The following is a 24,861-nucleotide window of genomic DNA, read 5'->3' as shown; positions in this document are numbered from 1 at the left end:
CCCTCCGCCGGGTGTCCTAGCCGCGGGCCGCGGGGAGGGCGTCCTCGCGCCGCGGGGCCGGCGGGGCCGGCGGGGCGTCCGGCGGGGGCACCGCCAGGTTGACGGTGCCCGACCAGCGCTCGTGGGGTGCGCGGCCGTCCCGCCGGACGAGCTGCGCCACGGGAGGGGACCCCCACATCACCAGGGCCGCGAGCGCGGCCGCGTACGGCAGCGCCGGGCCCGCGGAGCCGGGCAGCTCCACGGTGCCCGTGCGGTGGGCCACCGCGAGCCAGGCCAGGGCGAGCGGGGAGCAGAGCAGCACGGTGCGCACCGTCAGGCGCAGCGGCCCCGGAGCCCGGCCGTCCGGGCGGGCGAGCCGCAGCAGCACCGCGCGCTTGCCCGGAGTCGCCCGGAAGAGCAGCGGCACCAGCCAGAACCACACCAGGCCGAGGACCGCCCCCGCCGGAAGGGCGTAGCGGCGTCCGGTGGTCCAGTCGGTGGCCAGGGCCGTCCCGCCCGTCAGCAGCGTCCAGGCGACGAGCCATCCGGCCAGGTCGGTGAGGAAGGCCAGCGCCCGGCGGGTCAGCGTCACCCGGCCGCCGTAGCGGGTGCGCTCGCCGTCGGGGTCGTTGGCGGGCAGCACCCGGCGCAGCGGGCCGGCGAGCAGCCAGCCGCACACCGCACCGGCCGTGTTGAGCACCAGGTCGTCGACGTTGAACTGGCGGTACGGGCAGGCGTAGACGAACCACAGGCCCGTGTACTGGGTGGCCTCGAAGAACAGGGAGGTGGCGAAGGCCACCACGGCCGAGGACACCGGCCCCCGGCGCAGGTAGTAGCGCAGATAGACGCCCAGCGGCAGCAGCAGCACCGCGTTGAGGCCCGCGGTCCACGCCGAATGCGTCCCCGCCAGGGTGCGCGGGGACCAGTCGCCGCCGGTCGCATGGGAGATCCTGGCCTGGAAGGCGAAGGGCTCCAGCTGCGGGCTCTCCGCGTAGCGCACGAGGGTGCAGTGCGCGTCGGTGTCGGCGGGCAGCGGCATCACCGTCTGGAGCAGCGCGGCGAGCAGGTAGAACACGAAGCTGTAGAGGACCAGGACGGGCCACCCGCCGGCCCTGCCGCGGTGGCGGTACCCGTGGACCGCGACGGGCACCATGATGACGGCGACCAGCAGCGGGAACCAGGTCACCGCGGCCTCGACGGGCAGCAGATAGGTCCGGAACACGTCAGTCCTCTTCCGCGGCTCCGTGCGAGCCGGCCGGGGGCAGGAGGCGAGGCGGCACGGACACGCCCGCGACACGGACGGCCCGGCCGTGCACCGCACCCGCATGCCTGCCCGGGAACCGGTGCCGCGACGCCTGCCGCGGCGACCAGGATAGGTGCTCCGGCGCATGCCCCCGACCGGTGTCCGCCGCCCCGTCCCGGAGCGGCTGCGGCGGATGCCGGCCGACGTGCCCCGAACGGCCCTGTCGGCGAACCGCCCCCGTCGCGCAGGGTGGTGGCGTGCGCCCCGGCGCCCCGGCACCGCCGCGGCACCGGGTCCCGTCCACCGCCGCCCCACCCGGAAAGGACCCACGATGTCCCCCGACCCGCAGCCGGCTCCCACGGGGCTCACGGACGAGGAGCTCACCGCCCTGGACGCCCACTGGCGCGCCGCGAACTACCTCTCCGTCGGCCAGATCTACCTGATGGCGAACCCCCTGCTGACCGAGCCCCTGCGCCCGGAGCACATCAAGCCGCGGCTGCTGGGCCACTGGGGCACCTCTCCGGGCCTCAACCTGGTCCACACCCACCTCAACCGGGTGATCGCGCGCCGCGCGCTCGACGCCCTGTGCGTCTGGGGCCCCGGCCACGGCGGCCCGGCCGTCCTGGCCAACTCCTGGCTGGAGGGCTCGTACACCGAGACCTATCCGGACGTCACCCGCGACGCGGCCGGGATGGCCCGGCTCTTCCGGCAGTTCTCCTTCCCGGGCGGGGTGCCGAGCCATGTCGCCCCCGAGACCCCCGGCTCCATCCACGAGGGCGGCGAACTGGGCTACTCCCTCGCACACGCCTACGGCGCCGCCTTCGACCACCCCGAACTGCTGGTCGCCTGCGTCGTCGGCGACGGAGAGGCGGAGACCGGGCCGCTGGCGACCTCCTGGCACTCCACCGCCTTCCTCGACCCCGTCCACGACGGTGCGGTCCTGCCGATCCTCCACCTCAACGGGTACAAGATCGCCAACCCGACGGTGCTGGCCAGGATGGACCGGGCGGAACTCGACGCCTTCTTCCACGGCCACGGCCACGAACCGCTCCACGTCGAGGGCGACGACCCGCAGGCCGTCCACCGCGCGATGGCCGCGGCGATGGACACCGCGCTCGACCGCATCGCCGCCGTCCAGCGGGCCGCCCGCCGGGAGGGGGCCGCCGAACGGCCCCGCTGGCCGGTGATCGTGCTGCGCACCCCGAAGGGCTGGACCGGTCCCGCCGAGGTCGACGGGGTCCCCGTCGCCGGTACCTGGCGTGCCCACCAGGTGCCGCTGTCCGGGGTCCGCGACAACCCCGAGCACCTGCGGCAGCTGGAGCAGTGGATGCGCTCCTACCGGCCCGAGGAGCTGTTCGACGAACGGGGCGCCCCCCGGCCGGTCGTCCTCGGCGCCGTACCCGCCGGGAACCGGCGGCTCGGGGCCACGCCCTACGCCAACGGCGGGCTGCTGCTGAGGGAGCTGCCGCTGCCCCCGCTGGAGCGGTACGCGGTGGCCGTGGACAAGCCCGGCACCACCCTCCACGAACCCACCCGCGTCCTCGGGGACCTGCTCCGCGACGTCATGGCCGCCACCGCCGACCGGCGGGACTTCCGCCTCGTCGGCCCCGACGAGACGGCCTCCAACCGCCTCCAGGCCGTCTACGCCGCCAGCGGCAAGGCATGGCAGGAGCGCACGCTGCCGGTGGACGAGCACCTCGACCGGCACGGCCGGGTGATGGAGATCCTCTCCGAGCACACCTGCCAGGGGTGGCTGGAGGGCTATCTGCTCACCGGCCGGCACGGGCTCTTCTCCTGCTACGAGGCCTTCGTCCACATCGTCGACTCGATGGTCAACCAGCACCTCAAATGGCTCAGGGTGAGCCGCCGGCTGCCGTGGCGCGCCCCCGTCGCCTCGCTGAACTACCTGCTCACCTCGCACGTCTGGCGCCAGGACCACAACGGCTTCTCCCACCAGGACCCCGGCTTCGTCGACCACGTCCTCAACAAGAGCCCCGAGGCCGTGCGGGTCTACCTGCCGCCGGACGCCAACACACTGCTGGCCGTGGCCGACCACGCCCTGCGCAGCCGGGACTACGTCAACGTGATCGTGGCCGGGAAGCAGCCCTGCTTCGACTGGCTGTCCCTGGAGGAGGCGCGCGTGCACTGCGCCCGCGGCGCGGGCATCTGGGACTGGGCCGGCACCGAGGTCGCCGGCCGCGAACCGGACGTCGTCCTCGCCTGCGCGGGGGACGTGCCGACCCAGGAGGTGCTCGCCGCCTCCCGGCTGCTCCGCCGCCATCTGCCGGACCTGTCGGTGCGGGTGGTCAACGTCGTGGACATCGCCCGGCTGATGCCCGCCGCCGAGCACCCGCACGGCATGAGCGACTTCGACTACGACGGCCTGTTCACCACCGACAAGCCCGTCGTCTTCGCCTACCACGGCTACCCCTGGCTGATCCACCGCCTGGCCTACCGGCGCACCGGCCATCCGCACCTGCACGTGCGCGGCTACAAGGAGATCGGCACCACCACCACGCCCTTCGACATGGTGGTCGGCAACGACATGGACCGCTACCGGCTGGTCATGGACGTCATCGACCGCGTGCCCGGCCTGGCCGTGCGCGCCGCGGCGGTCCGCCAGCACATGGAGGACGTCCGGCTGCGCCACCACACCCACATCCGCGCACACGGCGTCGACCTCCCGGAGGTGGCCGACTGGAGCTTCGGGGACTGACCGGCCGCGGGCCGGGCCCGCCCGGCCCGCGGCCGTGCCGCGCCGGGCGGGCGGACCCGCCCGGCGCCCCGGCTACTCCCCGTCCCGGCGGCCGGGCAGCGGCAGCTCCCCGCCCGAGGGAAGCGCCGCGTTCAGCCGCGGCAGCAACTGCGCCGCGACCAGGGTGGACAGCGCGGAGGTGTCCCCGCCCGCGCCGGGGCCGTCGGTCCGCACCACCACCGGCTGCGGGGCGTTCACGGCCAGCGAGGCACCGACCTCCAGGCGGCGGCGCGCCAGCTCGTACTGGAGCACCGCCCGGTTGTCGCGGTAGGCCTTGGCCAGCGCCCGCTGCGCCCGGGCCTCGTTCTCGGCGGAGATCAGCCCGCTGCGCCCGCGCGTCTCGATCTCGAAGCGCACCCGCTGCGCGTTCGTCTCCTGCTCCTCCAGGAGCTGCGCCACAGCCTCCCGGGCGCGGTTGAGGGCGGCCTTCACCTCGACGATCCGCGCGTCGCGCACCTTCTTGGCCCGCTCGATGTCCATGCCGAGGCTGTCGATACGGCGCTTGCGGGTCAGGCCCCACTCCTGCTCGTAGGCGGTGCGCTCCTTCGCCACCCGCTCCCGCGTGGCCAGGTGCTGCTGGTACTGGGCCGGCAGCTGCACGTCCGGGATGTTGCAGCCGGTGATCCGCACGCCGTACCGGGACAGCTGGCGGTTCAGCAGCTCCTGCATGTCGGCGACGTCCGAGCCGCGCAGGTCGTAGGCGCGCTCGGTGCGCATCCTGCGGGCGCGCTGGCGGATCGCGTCCTGGACGGCGCTGGAGAGCACCAGGTCGAAGTTGCCCGCGCCGATCGTGCGGACGAACAGCACCGCGTCCGTGATCCTGAACTTCAGGAAGAACTCGATGGAGCGCAGCGGCACGTTCTCCTGCGTGGGGCAGGCCATCACCGGTGCCGAGTACGGGATCTCGGTGGCCGTGTCCACCACGAAGTCGACCCGCGACCACGGGTGCCACAGGTAGTGCCGGCCCGCCTGGAGGGTGTCGGTGACCGCGCCGTAGCGGGTCAGGACGCCGTTGGTGCCCTGCTCGATCTCCACGATCGACGAACGCCACCACCACAGCCCGCCGACCACCAGCAGCAGGACGCCCGAGGTGTAGGCGACCGCGGCGAGCGCGCCGTAGGCGAGGTCCGCCGCACCGTCCGCGTCCGCCCCGCGCAGCGTCAGCATCACCCCGGACAGCAGGGCGAAGACGCCCGCCCACAGCGGCAGCATCCACCACAGCCTGCGGCGGTGGCGCGGGATGATGACCGGGACCAGGGTGCCGGCCTCACCACCGCGCAGCAGCTGGGCGATCTCGCTCCACGGAGCGACCGCCTCGGAGATGACCGACCTTCGATTCACGCCTGCGCCGCTCACTGCGCGTCCCTCCCGGTCCCGATGCCGTTCCCGAGCCGTCCCGCGTCCGCGGGCGGCTCGCCTTCCGAGGACGCGTCAGGGCCCCGCCCGGGGCCCGCGTCCGCTCCGTCCACCGCCCGGCCGTCGACCGCCCGGCCGTCGACCGCCCGGCCGTCCACGGCCGCCGGGACCACCGGGCGGTCGGCCTCCAGCAGGGCGGCGATCTCCGACTCCCGCCCGGCGATCCGCCCGGCCACCTCGGCCAGCCGGGCGCGCATCGCGGACATGTCCCCCTCGGTGAACAGCTCCGCTCCGTGCTCGCCGATCAGCTCGCGCGCCAGCGCGAGGAAGTCGACGCCCCCGGCCTCGCCCGCCTCGCCGGGACCGCCGATGCGCACCAGCCGCGGCAGATGGCCCGCCACCTGCTCCAGGGTCTCCAGCACCTGCTGCTGGTAGCGGTACTCCAGGATCTCCGGGGCCTCCGCCGCGGTCACCGCCCGGATGTCCAGCGCCTGCGCCTCCAGCAGCGCGGCGTTCGCCTTCGCCTCGGACTCCGCCTGCACGTACCGCTGCCGGGCCAGTGCCTCGGCCCGGTTGGTCTCCCGCTCCACCGCCGTGTCCATCTGCGCCTGGTACTGCGCGATGTCCGCGTGGATCGCCGAGAGCGTCTCCTGGCGGGTGGCCAGCTCCTTGGTCAGGTCGCCCTCGTCCTGCTCCTTGCGCAGCTGGAGCGCGTACTCGTGGGTGTACGCCTCCTTGGCCACGCGCACCATCTCCGGGGCGGCCAGGTCCATGCGGTAGCCGCGGTCGGAGGGCTCGGCGTGGGTGATGTTGGCGTTGGTCAGCTCGACGGCCGGACGGAACTGCTGGTTGAGCTGGTCGAGCAGCCGCCCGGTGTCCTCGCCGACCATGTCGTAGATCCCGGCCGCCTCCTGCTCGTAGATCAGGCTGCGGATCGTCTCGCTGACCGCGTTGGACAGCTTCTCCTCGAAGCCCCGGACCGCGCCGAGCGTGTAGACGAACTCCGTGGGGTCGCTGATGCGGAACTGGATGAACAGGTCGATCGACGCCTTCACCCCGCCCTTGGTCGGGGCCTCCCGCACCGGGGCGTTGAACGGGTACTCGCGGGTGGTGTTGACGATGTACGACACCCGCTTCCAGGGGCTCAGCAGGATCACCCGGCCCGGACCCACCACCTTCTCCAGCTTGCCGAAGCGGGTGATCAGCGCCTGGCTGCCGTCCGGGACCATCACCATCCCCTGGCGCGCCCAGACGAAGGCCACCGCGAGGAGCGAGACCACCCAGTAGTGGACGCCGAACAGCGGATGGGTCAGCACCCCGCCGCCCACCGCCGCCACGACGCCGCTGCCCACGGCCCCGAGGACCAGCAGCAGCACCACCGGGAGCATGCTGAGGAAGGAGCGGCCGCGCGGCATCACCATCGGGCAGATGAGATGGACCGGCTCCCCGCCCTCCCGCTGCTGCTCGCTGCGGTTGAGCGCCTCACCCGCCTCGTCCAGCGGGACGGTCCGCTGCACCATGACCGTCGCCATGGAGCCGCCCTGCTCCCGGGCGGCCGGGAAGTCCGTCGGGTCCATGCCCTCGTCCTGCGGCGCTCCGGCCGCCGGCCCGGTGCCCTGAGGCGCCTGCTGCTGCCCGCCGCCGACGCCGGCCCTGCGGCGCAGTTCCCGCTCGGCGACCTCGCGCGGTGCGGCACCCCCCGCGATGGCCCGTGCGGCCTCCCGCAGGTTCTGTGTTCGTGCCACTGTTCCCCCTTTGCTGTGCTCGGGACTGCTCCCGCTCTGCCGTGCCCGGGACGTGCGCCCGCACCGCGGATCCCGCGGTGCGCCGACTCCCGCTGCCGCCCCATCCCACACCATGGCACCGCTCCGGCGCGATGCGGGGGGCGGCACGGCGCGTGCCGGCGCCCGCATCGCGCCGTCCGGGTGCCCGGCCGCCGACCCTCCGTGAGGGCGGGCGGGCCGCCGTCCGCACGGGCGCGGCGCGGGCAGGGGCGTAGCGGCGGGGAACCGGCGTATGGTCGGAAGCATGTCCGGACGGATCGCGGGCGACGGGTGTGGTGCACGGCGGAGGAGCCCCCGTGGCGCCCCGCTCCGCCCGGTCCCCGCCCCCCGCCCGCTCCGCCGGCCTGCCCCCCGGCCCCCCGGCCCCCCGCGCACGGCGCCCCCGGCGCGGGCGTCGGCCCCGGGCCGCGCCCGGGCCCGTCGCCCGGAGGCGAGTGGTGTCCGCCCGCGGTGAGGAGCCCCGCGACGCGGACCGGGTGGACGCGGCGCTGGTCGACGCCGTCCACCGCACCGGCGCCTGCGCCGGGGGCGTGTACCTGCGCGAGGACGGCGCGCCCGCGCTGCGCCTGGTGGCCGTCTCCGGCGTACCCGTGGAGTCGACCGGGCCGTGGCGGCGGGTGCCCCTGTCCGCCCCGCTCGCCGTCGGCGAGGCCGTCCGCGAGGACCGCGTGGTCTGGGTGGGCCCCGAGGACGACACCGCCCGCGCCTCCCCGGGCGGCACCCCCCACCTGCCCGACCACCTCGCCCTCGCCGCCGCCCCGCTGCACGCCGCCGACCGGGACTGGGGCGCGCTGCTGCTGATGTGGCCCGAGCAGCACCCGGAGACCGCCACCCGGCGCGAGCGGGGCGCCGTCGCGGCCGCGGCCCGGCGCGTCGCCCGGGCCCTGGACGACTGCCCATCGGCGCCCGTCCTGCCGGACCCCCCGCGCCCGGTCGCCTCCACCCCCGCCCCGAGCCCCCAGGGCGCCCAGCAGGCCGCGGTCGACTACGTCGAGCGCCTGCCCGAAGGCGCCCTCGCCCTGGACCTGGAGGGGAGGATCACCCTGGTGAGCGGCGAGGCGGCCGAACTCCTCGGCCTCGACGCCCGGCGCCTGCTCGGCACCCGCCCCTGGCAGTCGCTGCCCTGGCTGGAGACCGCGGTGGTCGAGGACCACTACCGCACGGCGGTCGTCAGCCGCGCCCCGGTGAGCTTCACCGTCCTGCGGCCGCCCCGGGAGCGGCTGCGCTTCGAACTCCACCCGGACACCTCCGGCATCAGCGTCCGCATCACCCGCGCCCCGGCCTCCGGCACCGGCCGGCGGGCGACCGACCGCGCGGCCGGGACGTCCGGCGCCCTCCTGCCCGGCGCCGCGCCCACCGGACGCCTGTACCAGCTGGTCCACCTGGCGGCCGCCCTGACGGAGACGGTCGCCGTCCGCGACGTCGTCGACCTCCTCGCCGACCAGGTGCTCCCGGCCTTCGGCGCCGACGGCCTGGTGCTGTCCGCCACCGACGCGGGCCGCCTGAGGATCACCGGGTACCACGGCTACCCCCGGGAGACCATCGAACGCCTCGACGGCCTGCCCCTGGACACCGTGCTCACCCCCGCCGGGCAGGTGCTCGCCGACGGACGGCCCTCCTTCTTCGCGAGCCCCGGCGAGATGGCCCGCCGCTACCCCGACGCACCGCGTATCAGCGGCAAGCAGGCCTGGGCCTTCCTCCCCCTGATCGTCTCCGGCCGCCCCGTCGGCTGCTGCATCCTCTCCTACGACCGGCCCCGGACCTTCAGCGCCGAGGAACGGGCCGTGCTGACCTCGCTCGCCGGACTCGTCGCCCAGGCCCTGGACCGGGCCCGCCTCTACGACACCACCCGGGCCCTCGCGCGCGGCCTGCAGGAGGCCCTCCTGCCGCGCACCCTGCCCGCCCTGCCCGGCCTGGAGGTGGCCGCCCGCTACCTGCCCGCCAGTCACGGCATGGACGTCGGCGGAGACTTCTACGACGTCATCCGGCTCGACCCGACCACCGCCGCGGCCGTCATCGGCGACGTGCAGGGCCACAACGTCGCCGCCGCCGCGCTCATGGGCCAGGTCCGCACCGCCATCCACGCCACCGCCGGCGCCCCGCCCGACCAGGTCCTGATGCGCACCAACCGCGTCCTCGCGGACCTGGAGACCGACCTCCTGGTCTCCTGCCTGTACCTGCACATCGACCTCGCGGCCCGCGAGGCCCTCCTGGCCAGCGCCGGCCACCCGCCGCCGCTGCTCCACGCCCCCGGCCTGCGCTGCGGGGCCCTCGCCCTCGACCCCGGGCCGCTGCTCGGCGTCGACCCCTCGCTGGCCTTCCCCGTCGACACCGTGCCCCTCGCACCGGGGACGACCCTGGCCCTGTACACCGACGGACTGGTCGAGACCCCCGGCACCGATCCGGAGGAGGCCGCCGGGGAACTCGCCCGCCACCTCGCCCGGCACGCCGCCCGGGAGCTCGACCCCCTCATCGACAGCCTCCTGGCCCACGCCCGCCCCACGGGCCACCACACGGACGACATCGCGCTGCTGCTGCTGCGCACGCCGCCGACCGGGTGAGGCACCCGCCCGGGCACCCCGCCGGCCCGGGCCAAGAACGCTCGAATGACCCGGTGCGCGCCCCGGGGCGGTGTCGGGTTGACACGTGATGATGGGCCCATGGACGTCAACGAGGTTCTGCTGCCCGGAGTGGGGCTGCGCTACGAGTTCGTCAACGAGGAGGGCGAGCGCGTCGGCGTCGTGGTCCGGCGCACCGGGGGCGTCGAACTGATCGTCTACGAGGGCCCCGACCCCGACGACGAGGCGCGCACGGTGCTGCGGCTGACCGCGGAGGAGGCCGACGCGCTCGCCGAGATGCTCGGGGCCCCGCGGATCGCCGAGCGCTTCGCCGACCTCTCCAAGGAGGTGCCGGGCCTGCGGGCCGCGCAGGTCGAGGTGGAGACCGAGGGCCCCTACGCGGGCCGGCGCCTGGGCGAGACCCGCGCCCGCACCCGCACCGGCGCCTCCGTCGTCGCGATCGTCCGGGGCGAGGAGGTGACCCCCTCCCCGGGGCCCGGCCGGGTACTTCTTCCGGGGGACGTGCTGGTCGTCATCGGCACCCACGACGGCATCGCCGCGGTGGAACGGCTCATCCGGGGCGGCTGACCGGTGGAACTCTCGGCGGCCCTGCTGCTCGAACTGGGCGTCATCCTCACCGCGCTGAGCCTCCTGGGGGCGCTGGCACGGCGCTTCGCGCTGTCCCCGATCCCGCTCTACCTGCTCGCCGGTCTCGCGCTCGGCGAGGGCGGCATCGCACCGGTGCCCGCCTCGGGGACCTTCGTGGAGGCCGGGGCGGGCATCGGCGTGGTCCTGCTGCTGCTGACGCTCGGACTGGAGTTCACCGTCGCCGAGTTCACCGTCAGCCTGCGCCGCCACCTGCCCTCCGCCTGGGTCGACCTCGTGCTCAACGCCACCCCCGGGGCCGTCATGGGATGGCTGCTCGGACTGGACGCCGGAGGGGTGCTGGCCCTCGCGGGGGTCACCTACATCTCCTCCTCGGGCATCATCGCGCGGCTCCTGGTCGACCTGCGCCGGCTCGGCAACCGGGAGACCCCCGCGGTGCTGTCCGTCCTGGTGCTGGAGGACTTCGCGATGGCCGCGTACCTCCCGCTGCTCGCCGTGCTGGCCGCCGGGGGCACCTGGCGGCAGGCCCTGCTGGGGCTGCTGGTGGCGCTCGCGGCGGTGCTGGTCGCCTTCACCGTGTCCTACTGGTGGGGGCACCACCTGGGGCGCCTGCTGCTGCACCGCGAGCCGGACCCCGAGCAACTGGTGCTGCGGGTGCTGGGGGTGACCCTGATCGTCGCCGCCCTGGCCGAGAGCGTCCACGTCTCGGCCGCCGTCGGCGCCTTCCTCGTCGGGCTCTCGCTCACCGGGGAGGCGGCCGACCGGGCGCGGGCCGTCCTCGGGCCGCTGCGGGACCTGTTCGCCGCGGTGTTCTTCCTGGCCGTCGGACTGACCGTCAGCCCCGGCGCGCTGATCCCGGTGCTGCCCGCCGCCCTGCTGCTCGCCCTGGTCACCGCCGGCACCAAACTGGCCTCCGGGTGGTACGCGGCGCGGCGCGAGGGAGCGGGCCGCCGGGGCCGGCTGCGCGCGGGCACCGCGCTCATCGCCCGCGGCGAGTTCTCCATCGTGATCATCGGCCTCGCCGGGGTCCGCCACGACAGGCTCGGCGCACTGGTGGCCGCCTACGTCCTGCTGCTCGCCGTCGCGGGGCCGCTGCTCACCCGGTTCACCGCCACCCGGGCCCCGGGCCCCGGACCCGAGGCGGCCCCCTCCTGAGCACCGGGAGCGGACGAGCGCGCCGGCACCGCCCCGGAGCCGGGTGCGGCGGCCGGAGCACCGCCGGGGCGCCGGCCGCCGCACGCCCGCACCCCCTCGGGACCTTCGGCCCCCTGTCCGGCCCCTGACAGCCCTGATCCCGGCCCCGGCACCCGGGGGAGGCTTCGAGGACGAGGGGGACCGCGGACAACGGCGCTCCCCGCAAGCGGGCCGCCGTCCGCCGCGCGGGCCCCGCACCGGCCCCGGCGGCACGGGTGCCGGCCGGCCCGGCGGCACCGCGGCCGGAAGGACCCGCGGAGCGGCCGGTGCCGCTCCGCCCGCCCGGCGGCACCCGCCACCGGTACGCCAGCCGAAGGGGAGCACACCATGACCGGCACCTCCGACCCCCGCGACATCGTCGTGGGCGTCGACCCCGTCAGGAACTGGCGCCTGGCCGTCGCCTGGGGCGCCGACGAGGCGCGCCACCGGGGCCGCAGGCTGCGCCTGGTGGTCGCCGTCCCCCCGCGGCAGTCGACGCGCCGCGCGGCCGAGGCCCTGCGCCACACGGCGCGCACCCGGGCCGCCGACGACGCCCTGCGCCAGGCGGTGGAGCTGGCACGGGCACGGCAGCCGGAGGTCGACACCGCCCCCCTGGTCGCGGACGGCCCCGCGGCCGCCGTGCTGGTCGAGCAGTCCAGGGGCGCGGAGATGGTGGTCCTCGGCTCCCGGCACCTCGGGGGCATCGAGGAGTTCCTCAGCGCCGGTTCCCTGGCCGTCCCGGTGACCGCCCAGGCACACTGCCCGGTCGCCGTCGTGGGGGAGGCCGAGCACACCACCCAGGACTCCCCGTACCTGGTGGTGGGCGTCGACGGCAGCGCCACCTCCCGTGCCGCCGTGGAGTTCGCCTTCGAGGAGGCGGACCTGCGGGGCTGCCTGGTGCGGGCCGTGGCCGCGTGGCAGCCGCCCGCCTTCTCCCTGGAACCGGGCGACACCCTCTTCCCGGCCGAGCGGCGGCTGCTCGCCGAGGCCACCAGCGGGCTGTCCGACCGGTACCCCGACGTCCCCGTCCACCACGACGTGCAGATCGGCTCCCCCGTCGAGGTGCTGGCACGGGCCGGGGAACACGCCCTCGCCGTCGTCGTCGGCCGCCGGGGCAGGGGCGGGTACTCCGGGATGCGCGTCGGCTCCGTCGTGCGCGGCCTGCTGCACCGCGCCACCAGCCCGGTGATCACCGTCCCCGGGGGGTGAGCCCGCTGCGGAAGGGGGCCGGCAGGACCCCCGAGGGGGCCTGTCGGCCCCTTGAGCCCGTGCCGCGGGCGGGCGCACCGTGAGGACGGGGCGCGGCCCGCGGCGCAGCGGCACCCGCGTCCCGCGCCGGAAGGAGCACGCCATGGCCAGGACCGGGACAGACCGCGACGCACCCCCGCCCCGCGCCGGTCTGTGGGCACGCGTGGGGGACCGGCTGGTCGTCTCGGGCGCCACCGTCGGGGACGGGGGGCGCGACGGGGAGATCGTCGCGCTCCACCACCGGGACGGCACCCCGCCCTACGACGTCCGCTGGTCCGACACCGGCCGGATCACCCTGGTGTTCCCCGGCCCGGACGCCCGGGTCCAGCACTTCCCCCACCCGCCGCCCCGCGGCGCGAGCCCCTCGTAGCCCGCCGGGCCCGCCTCGCGGGACCCCGCCCGCTGCGCCGATCGGGCGGATGGCCGGCGACGGGAGGGAGCACGGCCCCACCTGCGGGAACAGCGCACCACGATGAACGGCGACCGGTACCAGGACGAGCGGACACCGCGGCCCGCCCCCACCGCGGTGGTGATCGGCGTGGGCAACGAGTTCCGCCGGGACGACGGAGTGGGGTGGGCGGTGCTGCGCCGCATGGAGGAGCGCGCGACCCGGCGCCCGCTGCCCCCGGGCACGCTGCTCGCCCTGTCCGACGGCGAGCCGAGCGGGCTGATCGGCCACTGGGAGGGCACCGGGCTGACGGTGGTGGTGGACGCCGTGCACACCGACCCCGCCGTCCCCGGGCGGGTGCACCGGCTGGACGCCGCCGAGGTGGAGCTGTGCGGCCCCGGCCCCGTCACCTCCCACGGCCTCGGCTTCGGCCAGGCCGCCGAACTCGCCGCCGTGCTCGGCAGACTCCCCTCCCGGCTGCGTGTCTACGCGGTCGAGACCGCCGACACCTCCCTCGGCCCCGGCCTCACCGCCGCCGTGGAGGCCGCCGTCGCCCCGCTGGCGGAGCGGATCGAGGAGGAGATCCGCCGCTTCCACCAGGAGGCGCCGGGCGGACCGGTGCCCCACCCGACGTGAGACCTGTCCCGCCCGACCCGCCCCGCCCGCCCGCACCCGCCCCGGCGGGCCCCCAGGACTCGCCCCCCGCGCCGCCCCGCCGCACCCTTGAGAGGTAGCAGGAGCGGTACGGCGGCCCGGAGGTGGGATGCGATGACCGACAGCCCCGGCACCGAGCGCGCGGTGCTCGACCGCGAGGGCCTCGGCGCCCTGGTGCGGGAGCTGCGCGCCCGGGGGCACACCGTCGTCGGGCCCACCGTGCGGGACGGGGCCGTCGTCCTCGACGAGCTCGACAGCGCCGACCGGCTGCCCTTCGGCTGGGGCGTCGAGCACGAGGCCGGCCGGTACCGCCTGCGGCCCCGGGAGGACGGGGCGGCGTTCGCGCACAGCGCGGGCCCGCAGTCGTGGAAGGCGTACCTGCACCCGCAGCGCCTGCGCGAGTGGACCGCCGACCGCGAGGCCGACGGCCAGATCACCGTGCGCGCCGAGGAACCCGCGCGCGTCTCCTACGCCTTCCTCGGGGTGCAGCCCTGCGACCTGCGCGCCATCGCCGTCCAGGACCGCGTGCTCGGCGGCGGGGCCTATACGGACGAGGGCTACCGCAGCCGCCGCGCGGGCGCCTTCCTCGTCGTGGCCGAGTGCACCGAGCCCGGCGCCACCTGCTTCTGCGTGTCCATGGGCACCGGACCGGGGGCGCCCGGGGACGCCGCCTACGACCTGGCGCTCACCGAGGTCGTCGACGACGGCGGCCACCGCTTCCTCGTACGGGCCGGGAGCCCCGCGGGAGCCGAGGTGCTGGCCGCCCTCCCGCGGCGCCCGGCCGACGAGGCGACGGCCGAGGCCGCCCGGGAGGCCGTCGCCGGTGCCGCCACCCGGATGGGGCGGACCATGCCCGAGACCGACCTGCACGCGCTGATGGCCGGCACCCTGGAGGCCGACCGCTGGGACGACGTCGCCTCCCGCTGCCTGACCTGCGGCAACTGCACCATGGTCTGCCCCACCTGCTTCTGCACCTCCACCGAGGACGTCGGCGACCTCACCGGCGACCACGCGGAGCGCTGGCGGCGCTGGGAGTCCTGTTTCGACCTCGACTTCTCCCATCTGCCGGGCGGCCCCGTCCGCTCCTCCGGCCGCAGCCGCTACCGCCAGTGGCTCACCCACAAACTCGGCACCTGGCACGACCAGTTCGGCAGCTCCGGCTGCGTCGGCTGCGGGCGCTGCATCGTCTGGTGCCCCGTCGGCATCGACATCACCGAGGAGGCCGCCGCCCTGGACCGCGAGTGGTCGGCACGCACCCTTCCCCCGACCGCCCCCGCGGAGCCCGCCGACGCCCGGGGCCGCCCGGACGGACGGACGGCCGGCCCGTGACCGGCGGGACCGCACCCCGCGGCGGCTTCCTCGCCCGGCTGCCCGAGGACGGGGCCGCGGCGCTCCTCGCACTCGGCGAGGACGTCGCCCTCACCGCCGGGACCCGGCTGTTCGAGGAGGGCCGCCCCGCCGACCGCTTCTGGGTCCTGCACCAGGGCACCGTCACCCTCTCCACCCGCGTCCCCGGACGGCCCGAGGCGGTGGTGGAGACGGTCGGGGCCGGTGAACTGGTCGGCTGGTCCTGGCTGGTCCCGCCGCACCTGTGGCGGCTCGCCGCGACGGCGGCCACCGCCGTGCGGGCCGCCGAGTTCCCGGCCGCCGAGGTCAGGGACCTGTGCACCCGGGAACCGGAGCTGGGCCGGGTGCTCACCCTGCGCGTCGCCGAGGTCGTCGGCAGGCGCCTGGAGGCCACCCGGGCCCGGCTGCTCGACCTGTACGCCCCGCCGCCCGGGGCGGCGCACCCCGGACGCCTGCCGTGAGCGTCCTCGGCGCCACCGGCGCCTCGGGCCCCGGCGCCACCGTGCCGGTCCCCTACCGCGTGGTGCGCAGGACCCGGCAGACCCCGGACACCGCCACGCTCGTCGTGGAACCGGTTGACCGGGCCCTGCCGCGCTTCGCACCCGGGCAGTTCGCGATGGCCTACGCCTTCGGGCGGGGCGAGATCCCCCTGTCCGCCAGCGGCATCGGCGAGGACGGCCGGACCCTGGAGCACACCGTCCGCGCGGTCGGCGCCGTCTCCGCCGCCCTCCACGACAGCGCGCCGGGCACCCAGATCGCCCTGCGCGGCCCCTTCGGCACCGCCTGGGACCTCGCCCGCGCACGGGACCGCGACGTCCTCGTCATCGCCGGCGGCATCGGCCTCGCCCCACTGCGCCCGCTGGTGCAGGCCCTGCTCCGGGACCGGTCCCCGGGCCGCCCCGGCGGCCGGCTCGGCGTCCTGGTCGGAGCGCGCAGCCCCGGCGAACTGCCCTTCGCGGACGATGTCGAGGCCTGGTCGGCCCGCCCCGGGACGCATGTGGCGGTCACCGTGGACCGGCCCGGCCCGCGGTGGACGGGCGAGGTCGGCGTGGTGACCGCGCTGCTGGAGCGCGCCCCGTTCACCCCGGCCCGCACGGCGGCCTTCGTGTGCGGCCCGGAGGCGATGATGCGGGCCGCGGCCCGCGACCTCGCCCACCGCGGGGTCGCCGAGGACCGCGTCCAGGTGTCGCTGGAACGCACCATGCACTGCGGCACCGGCCACTGCGGCCACTGCCAGCTCGGCCCGCTGCTGGTGTGCCGCGACGGGCCCGTGGCCGACTACGACCGTGCGGGACCCCTGCTGACGTACCGGGAGCTGTGACTGCCGATGTACCGGGAGCTGTGACGCCATGACCGACGAGGAACCCCGCCCGCGCCCCCGGCTCGGCGTGTTCAAGTTCGCCTCCTGCGACGGGTGCCAGCTGACCCTCCTCGACTGCGAGGACGAACTCCTGCCACTCGCCGACGAGGTGGAGATCAGCCACTTCCTGGAGGCCTCCGGCGCCGTCGCACCGGGCCCCTACGACCTCTCCCTCGTCGAGGGCTCGATCACCACCCCGGAGGACGCCCGGCGCATCCGCCAGGTGCGCGCCGACTCCCGCCACCTGGTCACCATCGGCGCCTGTGCCACCGCCGGCGGCGTCCAGGCCCTGCGGAACTTCGCCGACGTGGAGGAGTTCACCCGCACCGTCTACGCCACCCCCGAGTACATCTCCACCCTCGCCACCTCCACCCCCGTCTCCGCCCATGTCCCGGTCGACTTCGAGCTCCGCGGCTGCCCCATCGACCGGGGCCAGCTGCTGGAGGTCGTCACCGCCTACCTCGGCGGCCGCCGGCCCGACATCCCCGACCACAGCGTCTGCTTCGCGTGCAAGCGCCGCGGCACGGTGTGCGTGACCGTCGCCCACGGGACCCCCTGCCTCGGCCCCGTGACCCATGCCGGCTGCGGCGCGATCTGCCCCGCCTTCGGACGCGGCTGCTACGGCTGCTTCGGCCCCGCCCGGTCCACCAACCTGCCCGCCTACATCCCCGTGCTGCGCCGCGACGGCATGGACGACCGGGACGTGACGCGCTTCCTGCGCACGTACAACGCCGCCGCCTTCGAGGAGCCCTCCGTGCGGGAGTCCCGGCCGTGACCCACCGCGAGACCCGGGTCCTGCGCGTCGGCGCCCTCAGCCGTGTCGAGGGCGAGGGCGCCCTGCACGTCCGCATCCGCGAGGGCGAGGTCACCGAGGCCCGCCTGGAGATCTACGAACCGCCGCGCTTCTTCGAGGCGTTCCTGCGCGGACGGGGCCACACCGAGCCGCCGGACATCACCTCCCGGGTGTGCGGCATCTGCCCGGTCGCCTACCAGATGAGCGCCTGCCGTGCGATCGAGGACGCCTGCGGGGTCGAGGTCGACGGTCCGCTCGCCGACCTGCGGCGGCTGCTGTACTGCGGGGAGTGGATCGAGAGCCAGACCCTGCACGTCCACCTGCTGCACGCCCCCGACTTCCTCGGCCGGGACAGCGCCGTCGACCTCGCCCGCACCCACCGGCCGCAGGTCGAGCGGGGGCTGAGGCTGAAGCAGGCCGGCAACCTCCTCATGGAGGTCCTGGGGGGCCGTGCCATCCACCCGGTGAACGTCCGGGTCGGCGGCTTCCACCGGGTGCCCGCCCGCGCGGAGCTGCGGCCCCTGCGCGAGCGCCTGCTGCGCGCCCGCGACGACGCCCGGGAGACCGTGCGCTGGGTGGCGGGCTTCGACTTCCCGGACGCGGCGGTCGACGCCGACCTCCTCGCCCTCGCCGAACCCGGTGCCTACGCGATCGACTCGGGGACCCCGACCGTCCTCGCGGCCGGTGCCGCCGCACCCTCGGGCTCCTTCGCCGTCCGCGACTTCGGCCGGCACGTCGTGGAGCAGCAGGTGCCGCACTCCACCGCCCTGCAGTCCCGGCTGGACGGCCGCCGCCACCTCACCGGCTCCCTCGCCCGCTACGCCATCAGCGGCCACCTGATGTCCCCCCTCGCCCGCGAGGCGGCGCGGGAGGCGGACATGGCGGCACCGGGGGACGGCGGGGAGGTCTGCCGCAACCCGTTCCGCAGCATCGTGGTCCGCGCCCTGGAGGTGCTGTACGCCGCCGACGAGGCCGTCCGCCTGATCGACGCCTACCAGCCGCCCGACCGTCCGTCGGCCGAGGTGCCCGCCCGGGCGGGCACCGGCCACGGGGCCACCGAGGCCCCCCGCGGGCTGCTGTACCACCGCTACACCCTCGACGGCGACGGCACGGTCACCGACGCCGTGCTGGTGCCCCCGACGGCGCAGAACCAGGGAGCCATCGAGGACGACCTCCGGCGCCTGGTGCACGGCGAGCTCCGGCGCGGCGGCCCGGACCTCGACACCGAGGCGCTCACCCGGGTGTGCGAGCGCGCCATCCGCAACCACGACCCCTGCATCTCCTGCTCCGCCCACTTCCTGCGCCTGGACGTCGAGCAGGCGTAGCCGGGGGCCGTCCGGGCCGGGCCCGCGCCGCGCGCCGGGCCCCGCGCTTGGCGGTGCGGTGCGCCAGGGTCAACACTGAACGTGCGACCCGCGCCGCGGCGCGGGACGCGGTCGGCCGCCGGCACCGGGCAGCATGCCGCGGGCCGGGCGGCCGCGGGCGGCCGGACCCCCACGGCAGGGGCCCCGGGAGCCGGTCGCCGGGCGACCGCGCCCGGCCGGGCGCGGCAGGGACCGCGCGGCGGTCCGGGAACCGAGGTGATGACGGTGCGTAGTCGATTCGAACCGGACCGGCAGCTGACCGCGCGCATGGTGCTCACCATGTTCCTCCTCGGGCTCCTCTACGTGGGGTTCGTCGCGGCGCTCATCGTCCTGCTCAAGTCCGTGGTCCTGATCGTGGTGATCGCCGGGGGGCTGCTGGTGGCGCAGTTCTGGTTCTCCGACCGGATCGCCCTGTACGCCATGCGGGGCCGGCTGGTCGGCCCGGAGGAGGAGCCGGTGCTGCACGGCATCGTCGACCGGCTGTGCGCCTCCGCCGACATGCCCAAGCCCCGGGTGGCCGTCTCGCGGATGGACCTGCCCAACGCCTTCGCCACCGGCCGCAACGCCGACCACGCGGTGGTCTGCGTCACCACCGGACTCCAGCGGCGGCTGGAGACGGAGGAACTGGAGGGCGTGCTGGCCCACGAGCTGTCCCATGTCGCCCACCGGGACGTGGCGGTGATCACCATCGCCTCGTTCCTGGGTGTGATCGCCGGACTCACCGTGCGCTTCGCCTTCTACTCGCAGCTCTTCGGCGGAGGCAGGCGGGACCAGAACACCGCGGTCGCCTTCGCGGCCGTGATGGGCGTCTCGGCGGCCGTCTACGCGCTCAGCTTCCTGCTCATCCGGGCCCTGTCCCGCTACCGGGAGCTGGCCGCCGACCGGGCGGCCGCGCTGCTCACGGGCAAGCCCTCCGCCCTGGCCGCCGCGCTGACCAAGGTGGACGGGGAGATCGCCCGCATCCCGACCCGGGACCTGCGCACCGCCCAGGCGTTCAACGCCTTCTTCTTCACGCCCGCGCTGCGGCCCGGGTCCACCGCCGCCCGGCTGTTCTCGACCCACCCGCCCCTGGAGCGGCGCCTGGAGGCGCTGGCGCAGATCTCCGCGCAGCTGGGCGACGAGACACCCTGAGAGGAGAGGCCCGTGGGCTTCTGGAGCACCCTGCTCGGCCGGTCCGAACCGGTCCGGCCCGACCTGGACCGGCTCTTCGCCCTGCCGTCCGCGGCCGTGACGCTGCGCGCGGCCGCCGGCTTCGCGCCCACGGGCGCCGGCTCGGTGTGCTTCTCCGCCACCGAGGGCGGCGCCTTCGACCGGGTCCGCCGCGAGGTGCAGCAGCTGCTGGACGCCGACTCCGAGCGGCAGGGGGAGCGGGTCGAGTTCAGCCGCGACGCCTACGGGTACGCCTGGCTGCTGTCCCGGCGCCGGGGCGAGGACGGCCTGCCGGCTCTGGTGAGCGACCTGCACGCGGTGAACTCGACCCTGCAGGACAGCGGCTTCGGCCCGCAGCTGCTGTGCTCCCTGGTGGCCTTCCGGGACCCCGAGGACCGGCGGCTGGCCCTCGTCTACCTCTACAAGCGCGGCACCTTCTACCCCTTCGCCCCGCTGGAGGGGCAGAAGCGCGACAACCCGCTCGAACTCCAGGTCAGGGCGGTGCTCAAGGACGACCTGCGCATCGAGGCCGACCTCGGCCGCTGGTTCCCGGTGTGGGGGGCGCCCGGACTGTGACGCCGCGCTCCCGGCCCCTCGCGGCACGTCCACCGGGGGCGGATCCGGCGGCGGCCGGGGGGCGAGGACCCACACGTCCTTCTCCCCGGGTCCCGGCCCTCACGACACGCCGGATGCCGTCTGCCTCTTTCCGCGGCGGCCGGACCTCACGGCGCCATAGGCCGTCAACGCCGCAGCTCCGGGAGGCGGCAGCGGAGACAGAAGCGCCGTCCCCCACGACGTGAGACGCGTGTCCACCGCCTCGGGGGTTCCCCACGGTGTCCTGGCGGCGGGCACCACCTCCCCTTGCCTGCCGTCATGACGCACCGTCACGGTGTCCCCGTCCAGGTCGCCCACCAGTTGACCGGAGCACTCGACGTGGCTCCCGCCGCCCCCCTGGGACCCCGTCCTCACGGGCCGGTGCGGCGGTGCCCGCCCGTTCGCAGGCCGCGGTTCTCACGGCTCCGCCCCGAGGGGCACCAGGGGCCGGGGGCGGCCGTGCGGGCCGGATGCCGGGGGCCGAGGAAGGCGGCGTGGCCGGCTCCCCCGGGCGCGGGATGGGTGACCTGCCTCCAGCCCTCGCGCTGGTAGAAGGCGAGGGCTGCGCATGCGGCGACCGAGGTCATCAGCCAGCAGCGGCCGTCGGCCCGTCCGGCCGTCACCGCTCCGAGGAGCCATCCGCCCAGGCCGGTGCCGCGCGCGTGCCCGGCGACGGCCAGCTCGTCCACTTCCCGGGCGCCGCACAGCCAGTCGCCCGTCCGCTCCGCACCGAGGGCGGCGGAGACCTGCGGGTGGCGGCGGGAGGCGGGGAACGGGTCCGGGGTGGTCCAGGCGGCCGCCCAGCCCAGGACGGTGTCCCCGTCGAGCGCGAGCGCGGCGGTGAAGCCCGGCCGGTGCACGTCGTCCGCCAGCCGCTCCAGGTAGGCGTCGGCGCGCTCAGGCGCTTCGCGCCAGGGCGGACCGCCGAACGCGTCCGCGTAGACGGCACGCACGCCGTCCGCGTGCGCGAGCAGCCGGTCGCCGGGGACCGCCCGGACGGCGGGGGTCATCAGGCGGCTCTCGCGGCCGGGGCGGGGAGCGGGTTCAGGGAGGCGTACTCCAGCGGTGCGGACGGGTCGATGGAGACGTCCAGCGGGGCGGGCTCGGCGCCGGAGCGGACGAGGAGGTCGCCGACGGCAGCGATCATGGCGCCGTTGTCGGTGCACAGCGTCGTCGGCGGCACGCGCAGCCCGACGCCGGCGGCGGCGCACCGCTGCTCGGTGAGGGCCCGGACCCGGGAGTTCGCGGCCACGCCGCCGACCACGACCAGCGTCCTGACGCCGTACGCCTCGCAGGCCGCGAGCGCCTTGCGGCTCAGTACGTCGGCCACGGCCTCCTGGAGCGCGGCGGCGCCGTCCGCCACGGGTACCTCGACGCCCCGGAGGCGGTGCTTCTCGACCCAGCGGGCCGCGGCGGTCTTGAGCCCGGAGAAGGAGAAGGCGTACGGGGCGTCACCGCCCCGGGTCAGCGGACGCGGGAAGTCCACGGCGCGCGAATCGCCGTCCCGGGCGGCCCGGTCGATCGCCGGCCCGCCCGGATAGGGGAGGCCGAGGATGCGGGCGACCTTGTCGAAGCACTCGCCGGCCGCGTCGTCGAGGGTGTCCCCCAGGTGCAGGATCGGCTCGCGGACCAGGTCCCGTACGAGGAGGAGGGAGGTGTGGCCGCCGGAGACGATCAGCACCACGCAGGGGCTGGGCAGGGGACCGTGCTCCAGGGTGTCGGCGGCGACGTGCCCGGCCAGGTGGTGCACCCCGTACAGCGGTACCCCGGCCGCGTAGGCGAGGCTCTTGGCCCCGGCCAGCCCGACCTGGAGTGCCCCGGAGAGGCCGGGGCCCGTGGTGACGGCGACGGCGTCGATCCGACCCGGCCGCAGCCCCGCCCGCCCGAGCGCCTCACGTACGACCGGGTTGAACGACTGCAGGTGCGCCCGGGCGGCGATCTCGGGCACGACTCCGCCGAACCGGGCGTGCTCGTCCATGCTCGACGCCACCACGTGCGCGAGGAGTTCCCCGTCCCGCACGATCCCCGCGCCGGTCTCGTCGCACGACGACTCGATTCCCAGGACGACCGGTCCACCCACTGCCCACTCCTTTTGCACGCTGTCAGCACCTGCAATATATGTGCAACAAGGGTCCGGGTGCGTCGCCCTCCGGCGGTACGCCGGGACCCGGTCGGCGGGCCCGGCGAGGGGGCCGGGCGGCGCGGGCGCCCGGACGGCCGGGGCTCGGCGCCGCGGGAGCCCGGGTGCGCGGCCCGGCGCGCCCCGCGCCCGTCGGGTGCATCCCGGGGCTCCGGGTGTGGCACGGCTCACCGGCGGCGGGCGAATCCGGCCCGGTAAATCGAACACGAGTATGATTCGGTCATGGCTGAGAACACCTTCCCCGAGGATCTGCGCGCCGCCCAGCTCCGCCTGCACCAGGCGACCGCCGAGCTGGCCGGGCTGGTGCGGTCCCTGCCCTGGTCGGTGGAGCCCCACGAGGGGTGGCCCGGAGCCGAGCACCCGCACACCGGGCGGACCGCGGGCGGGCGGCCGTCCAGCCCGGGCTGGAGCGAGCGGGAGAAGGCCGCCGTGGACCGCCTCCGCGCGGAGTGTCTGGCCCTCTCCGAGGCCGTCGCCACGCACCCGTACTGGGCGGAGGTCGCCCGTGAGGACGTCGTCGCGGCCCGGACGGAGCTGAAGGCCGCCACCCGTCCCGCGGCGGTGCCCGCCCCGGACGTCACCCCCGCCGCCTGACCGAAAGGGGCCCTCCCGTGTCCGACCTGCCGCCCGACCTGCCCCGTCTGCGCACCCTGGAGACCTGGCTGGTGCTGGCCCTGGAGCGCGTGCGGGCGCGGATCGCGGACGCGGAGCGGCGCGAGGCCGAGCGCCGCGCGGGCGAGGCCGGGCGGCCGCCGGCGCCGGACTGGGTCGTCGAACGGGGCATCGGCCAGGGCCGCAGACCGCTGTACGTGCACACCGGCGACTGCCATCTCGCCGGCGGGCGCCGGTACCCCGTCTCCCGGGAGGCCGCCGCCCGCGCCGTCGCGGAGGGGGTCGAAGCGTGCTCCCACTGCCGGGCCGACGCCGAACTCGGCATCCTGGAGTAGGCCGGGCTGCCGTACCCCCTGGGGGTATTGATACCCCCAGGGGGTATCATCGTCCCAGGCCGCACCCGGCGGCCCTCGGACACGGGAGGTCCCTCATGAACGCCGGTCTCAAGGTCGCCGCCTTCGCGGTCCTGCTCACCGCGGTGTTCGGCGCGGCGTGGGGCGCGGGCGCCGCGTTCGACCCGGTGGTGGCCGGAGTGGAACCCGCGCACCACGCCGACCACCCGGAGGGCCGCCCGGAGACCGGGAGCGGCGGGGGAGCGGGCGCGGGCCACCAGGACCACTGAGCGCCCGCCCGTCAGAGGCGCTCAGGTCTGCTGCAGCGGGGCGTACTCCTCCTCCGCCAGCCCGAAGGTCCAGGCGACGCCCTCACGCGCCGTGCGGGTGGCGGGCGGCACCCGCAGCCAGTACGTCCGGGACGTGCCGTCGGGCTCCGGAGTGGAGTTGACCACCTCGACCATCGCCACGTCCTCGTCGTCGGCGAGCGCGATCCGCCACAGCACCCCCGTCGCGTCCCGGTGCACGGGTTCGGCGCCCGAGTCCGCCAGATAGCGCTCGTAGCCGTAGGACTCCAGCATCACGCGGCGCAGCTCGGCGTTGTCCTCGGCGCGTATGCGCCCGGGGGTGAGGTCCCCGAGCCCCGCGAGGAAGTCCGCCCGCACCGCCATGCCCCGCCAGGCGTGCAGGGCGAAGCCGTCGGGGAAGGCCAGGGCGGGGCCGTCGCCCCGGTCCAGCCGGCCCGCCTCGTCCCGGTGCAACTCCACCGGCCGTTCGCAGACCACCGCGGCGTCCTCGTACGGCCACCACCAGCCCGCGCTCCGGGCCACCGCGGCGAGGCCGTCCAGCGCGGTTCCCCGCCCGGCGAGAGCCGCGAGCCAGGCCGCGTCGTGCTGGCCGAGGACCGCGTCCAGCAGCAGCAGCCGCACCTCGGGCCCGCCGCCCGCCTCCTCGGCGACCCCCGCCCGGATCCGGTCGGCCAGGGCCCGGACCGGCTCCCACAGCCTCGCCCCCGTGGACGCCCAGAGCGCTGCGTACCCCGCGGCCCCCAGCTCCCGGTGGACGCGGGCCCGTTCGGCCTCCCAGGGGCGGGTGCGGACCTCCTCGCGCACACTGCGGCCGAAGCCGCCGCCCGCCCGCAGCAGGGCCACGGCGGCGCGGGGCGAGCCGGCCCAGAGCACCCGGCGCGGTCCGGGCAGCCCCGCCGAGCGGTAGGCGAGGCGGACGCCCGCCTCGGCGGCCTCCCGGTCGGCCGGGCCGGTGGCCGCGGCCACCGCGCGCCAGCGGGCGGCGTCCTCGGCGGGCCCGGCGGCACCCGGCCCGGGGACGGGCCGCGCGCCCCCGGGCCGGGCGTCGGCGGGGAGGGGGGCGGCAGTGGCGGAGATGTCGGTCATGGTGTCCTCGTCCTGTGGTCGGTCGCGGAGCC

23 protein-coding genes are annotated in these 24,861 nt (G+C 76.3%); 17 read left to right on the top strand and 6 right to left on the bottom strand.

Going from position 1 to position 24,861, the window contains the following annotated elements; translation table 11 throughout:
• Positions 1-16: 16 nt before the first annotated feature.
• Entirely contained in the window at positions 17-1,201 is a 1,185-nt protein-coding gene (locus ACGF15_RS08470; protein ID WP_392797315.1) for a VanZ family protein, read from the bottom strand.
• Between the two features lie 352 nt (positions 1,202-1,553).
• Between ACGF15_RS08470 and ACGF15_RS08465 the strand changes: the two genes are divergently transcribed.
• Positions 1,554-3,938 (top strand): phosphoketolase, encoded by a 2,385-nt coding sequence (locus tag ACGF15_RS08465; protein ID WP_392797313.1) that lies wholly within the window; start codon positions 1,554-1,556, stop codon positions 3,936-3,938.
• A gap of 72 nt (positions 3,939-4,010) precedes the next feature.
• Here the strand turns inward: ACGF15_RS08465 and ACGF15_RS08460 are convergent, their stop codons facing one another.
• Positions 4,011-5,318, bottom strand: a complete 1,308-nt coding sequence (locus ACGF15_RS08460) for an SPFH domain-containing protein (protein ID WP_392797311.1) — start codon at positions 5,316-5,318, stop codon at positions 4,011-4,013.
• Between the two features lie 11 nt (positions 5,319-5,329).
• Positions 5,330-7,078 carry an SPFH domain-containing protein gene (locus ACGF15_RS08455; protein ID WP_392797309.1) on the bottom strand — a complete coding sequence of 583 codons (1,749 nt, stop codon included), beginning with the start codon at positions 7,076-7,078 and terminating at the stop codon, positions 5,330-5,332.
• 476 nt (positions 7,079-7,554) lie between these two features.
• Between ACGF15_RS08455 and ACGF15_RS08450 the strand changes: the two genes are divergently transcribed.
• From ACGF15_RS08450 to ACGF15_RS08390, 13 genes are all read left to right on the top strand, one after another.
• Positions 7,555-9,678, top strand: a complete 2,124-nt coding sequence (locus ACGF15_RS08450) for a SpoIIE family protein phosphatase (protein ID WP_392797307.1) — start codon at positions 7,555-7,557, stop codon at positions 9,676-9,678.
• 99 nt (positions 9,679-9,777) lie between these two features.
• Positions 9,778-10,263, top strand: a complete 486-nt coding sequence (locus tag ACGF15_RS08445; protein WP_345615859.1) for a cation:proton antiporter regulatory subunit — start codon at positions 9,778-9,780, stop codon at positions 10,261-10,263.
• Between the two features lie 3 nt (positions 10,264-10,266).
• Positions 10,267-11,436, top strand: a complete 1,170-nt coding sequence (locus tag ACGF15_RS08440) for a cation:proton antiporter (protein ID WP_345615858.1) — start codon at positions 10,267-10,269, stop codon at positions 11,434-11,436.
• 366 nt (positions 11,437-11,802) lie between these two features.
• Complete coding sequence (locus tag ACGF15_RS08435; RefSeq protein WP_345615857.1) at positions 11,803-12,663, top strand: universal stress protein; 861 nt, start codon at positions 11,803-11,805, stop codon at positions 12,661-12,663.
• 142 nt (positions 12,664-12,805) lie between these two features.
• The gene (locus tag ACGF15_RS08430; protein WP_345615856.1) at positions 12,806-13,072 is read left to right on the top strand and encodes a DUF1918 domain-containing protein; all 267 of its coding nucleotides are present in this window, start codon (positions 12,806-12,808) and stop codon (positions 13,070-13,072) included.
• A 102-nt stretch (positions 13,073-13,174) separates the two neighbouring features.
• Positions 13,175-13,726: a hydrogenase maturation protease gene (locus ACGF15_RS08425; protein WP_392797304.1), complete on the top strand. Its 552-nt coding sequence runs from the start codon at positions 13,175-13,177 to the stop codon at positions 13,724-13,726.
• Positions 13,727-13,858: 132 nt separating this feature from the next.
• Positions 13,859-15,073, top strand: coding sequence for a 4Fe-4S dicluster domain-containing protein (locus ACGF15_RS08420; RefSeq protein ID WP_392797302.1), 1,215 nt, complete (start codon positions 13,859-13,861; stop codon positions 15,071-15,073).
• The gene (locus ACGF15_RS08415; RefSeq protein ID WP_345615853.1) at positions 15,070-15,552 is read left to right on the top strand and encodes a cyclic nucleotide-binding domain-containing protein; all 483 of its coding nucleotides are present in this window, start codon (positions 15,070-15,072) and stop codon (positions 15,550-15,552) included. Before ACGF15_RS08420 ends, ACGF15_RS08415 begins: the two co-directional genes overlap by 4 nt.
• The gene (locus ACGF15_RS08410) at positions 15,549-16,412 is read left to right on the top strand and encodes an FAD/NAD(P)-binding protein (protein ID WP_345615851.1); all 864 of its coding nucleotides are present in this window, start codon (positions 15,549-15,551) and stop codon (positions 16,410-16,412) included. The genes ACGF15_RS08415 and ACGF15_RS08410 overlap by 4 nt, the downstream gene beginning before the upstream one ends.
• Positions 16,413-16,440: 28 nt before the next feature.
• A complete protein-coding gene (locus tag ACGF15_RS08405; RefSeq protein ID WP_345615850.1) occupies positions 16,441-17,226 on the top strand; it encodes an oxidoreductase in 786 nt (261 codons plus the stop codon).
• Positions 17,223-18,569 (top strand): nickel-dependent hydrogenase large subunit, encoded by a 1,347-nt coding sequence (locus ACGF15_RS08400; protein WP_362613660.1) that lies wholly within the window; start codon positions 17,223-17,225, stop codon positions 18,567-18,569. The genes ACGF15_RS08405 and ACGF15_RS08400 overlap by 4 nt, the downstream gene beginning before the upstream one ends.
• A 264-nt stretch (positions 18,570-18,833) precedes the next feature.
• Complete coding sequence (gene htpX / locus ACGF15_RS08395) at positions 18,834-19,739, top strand: zinc metalloprotease HtpX (protein ID WP_345615847.1); 906 nt, start codon at positions 18,834-18,836, stop codon at positions 19,737-19,739.
• Between the two features lie 12 nt (positions 19,740-19,751).
• Positions 19,752-20,333: a hypothetical protein gene (locus ACGF15_RS08390; protein ID WP_345615846.1), complete on the top strand. Its 582-nt coding sequence runs from the start codon at positions 19,752-19,754 to the stop codon at positions 20,331-20,333.
• A gap of 389 nt (positions 20,334-20,722) precedes the next feature.
• Here ACGF15_RS08390 and ACGF15_RS08385 read toward each other — a convergent pair whose 3' ends face one another.
• Positions 20,723-21,361, bottom strand: a complete 639-nt coding sequence (locus ACGF15_RS08385; RefSeq protein ID WP_362615483.1) for a GNAT family N-acetyltransferase — start codon at positions 21,359-21,361, stop codon at positions 20,723-20,725.
• The gene (tsaD, locus tag ACGF15_RS08380) at positions 21,361-22,431 is read right to left on the bottom strand and encodes a tRNA (adenosine(37)-N6)-threonylcarbamoyltransferase complex transferase subunit TsaD (RefSeq protein WP_392797298.1); all 1,071 of its coding nucleotides are present in this window, start codon (positions 22,429-22,431) and stop codon (positions 21,361-21,363) included. The genes ACGF15_RS08385 and tsaD overlap by 1 nt, the downstream gene beginning before the upstream one ends.
• A 282-nt stretch (positions 22,432-22,713) precedes the next feature.
• Here tsaD and ACGF15_RS08375 point away from each other — a divergent pair, with 282 nt between their 5' ends.
• The 3 genes from ACGF15_RS08375 to ACGF15_RS08365 all read left to right on the top strand — a co-directional run bounded on the left by ACGF15_RS08375 (position 22,714) and on the right by ACGF15_RS08365 (position 23,725).
• Positions 22,714-23,085, top strand: coding sequence for a hypothetical protein (locus ACGF15_RS08375; RefSeq protein WP_362615487.1), 372 nt, complete (start codon positions 22,714-22,716; stop codon positions 23,083-23,085).
• 17 nt (positions 23,086-23,102) lie between these two features.
• On the top strand, positions 23,103-23,438 hold the full coding sequence (locus tag ACGF15_RS08370) for a DUF6233 domain-containing protein (RefSeq protein WP_392797296.1): 336 nt from the start codon (positions 23,103-23,105) through the stop codon (positions 23,436-23,438).
• Positions 23,439-23,533: 95 nt separating this feature from the next.
• Positions 23,534-23,725, top strand: a complete 192-nt coding sequence (locus ACGF15_RS08365; protein ID WP_392797294.1) for a hypothetical protein — start codon at positions 23,534-23,536, stop codon at positions 23,723-23,725.
• Positions 23,726-23,746: 21 nt separating this feature from the next.
• Here ACGF15_RS08365 and ACGF15_RS08360 read toward each other — a convergent pair whose 3' ends face one another.
• On the bottom strand, positions 23,747-24,829 hold the full coding sequence (locus ACGF15_RS08360) for a DUF6745 domain-containing protein (RefSeq protein ID WP_392797292.1): 1,083 nt from the start codon (positions 24,827-24,829) through the stop codon (positions 23,747-23,749).
• Between the last annotated feature and the right edge of the window lie 32 nt (positions 24,830-24,861).

The sequence above is a fragment of the Streptomyces sp. NPDC048001 genome (assembly GCF_043203115.1).
GTDB lineage: Bacteria > Actinomycetota > Actinomycetes > Streptomycetales > Streptomycetaceae > Streptomyces > Streptomyces sanyensis.
This window is presented reverse-complemented; position numbering and strand designations above follow the sequence as displayed.

Coding starts and splice junctions, on each gene's coding strand:
- ACGF15_RS08465 (WP_392797313.1), top strand. CDS start 1,554: ATGTCCCCCGACCCGCAGCCGGCTCCCACGGGGCTCACGGACGAGGAG.
- ACGF15_RS08445 (WP_345615859.1), top strand. CDS start 9,778: ATGGACGTCAACGAGGTTCTGCTGCCCGGAGTGGGGCTGCGCTACGAG.
- ACGF15_RS08435 (WP_345615857.1), top strand. CDS start 11,803: ATGACCGGCACCTCCGACCCCCGCGACATCGTCGTGGGCGTCGACCCC.
- ACGF15_RS08430 (WP_345615856.1), top strand. CDS start 12,806: ATGGCCAGGACCGGGACAGACCGCGACGCACCCCCGCCCCGCGCCGGT.
- ACGF15_RS08425 (WP_392797304.1), top strand. CDS start 13,175: ATGAACGGCGACCGGTACCAGGACGAGCGGACACCGCGGCCCGCCCCC.
- ACGF15_RS08420 (WP_392797302.1), top strand. CDS start 13,859: ATGACCGACAGCCCCGGCACCGAGCGCGCGGTGCTCGACCGCGAGGGC.
- ACGF15_RS08405 (WP_345615850.1), top strand. CDS start 16,441: ATGACCGACGAGGAACCCCGCCCGCGCCCCCGGCTCGGCGTGTTCAAG.
- ACGF15_RS08385 (WP_362615483.1), bottom strand. CDS start 21,361: ATGACCCCCGCCGTCCGGGCGGTCCCCGGCGACCGGCTGCTCGCGCAC.
- ACGF15_RS08375 (WP_362615487.1), top strand. CDS start 22,714: ATGGCTGAGAACACCTTCCCCGAGGATCTGCGCGCCGCCCAGCTCCGC.
- ACGF15_RS08365 (WP_392797294.1), top strand. CDS start 23,534: ATGAACGCCGGTCTCAAGGTCGCCGCCTTCGCGGTCCTGCTCACCGCG.
- ACGF15_RS08360 (WP_392797292.1), bottom strand. CDS start 24,829: ATGACCGACATCTCCGCCACTGCCGCCCCCCTCCCCGCCGACGCCCGG.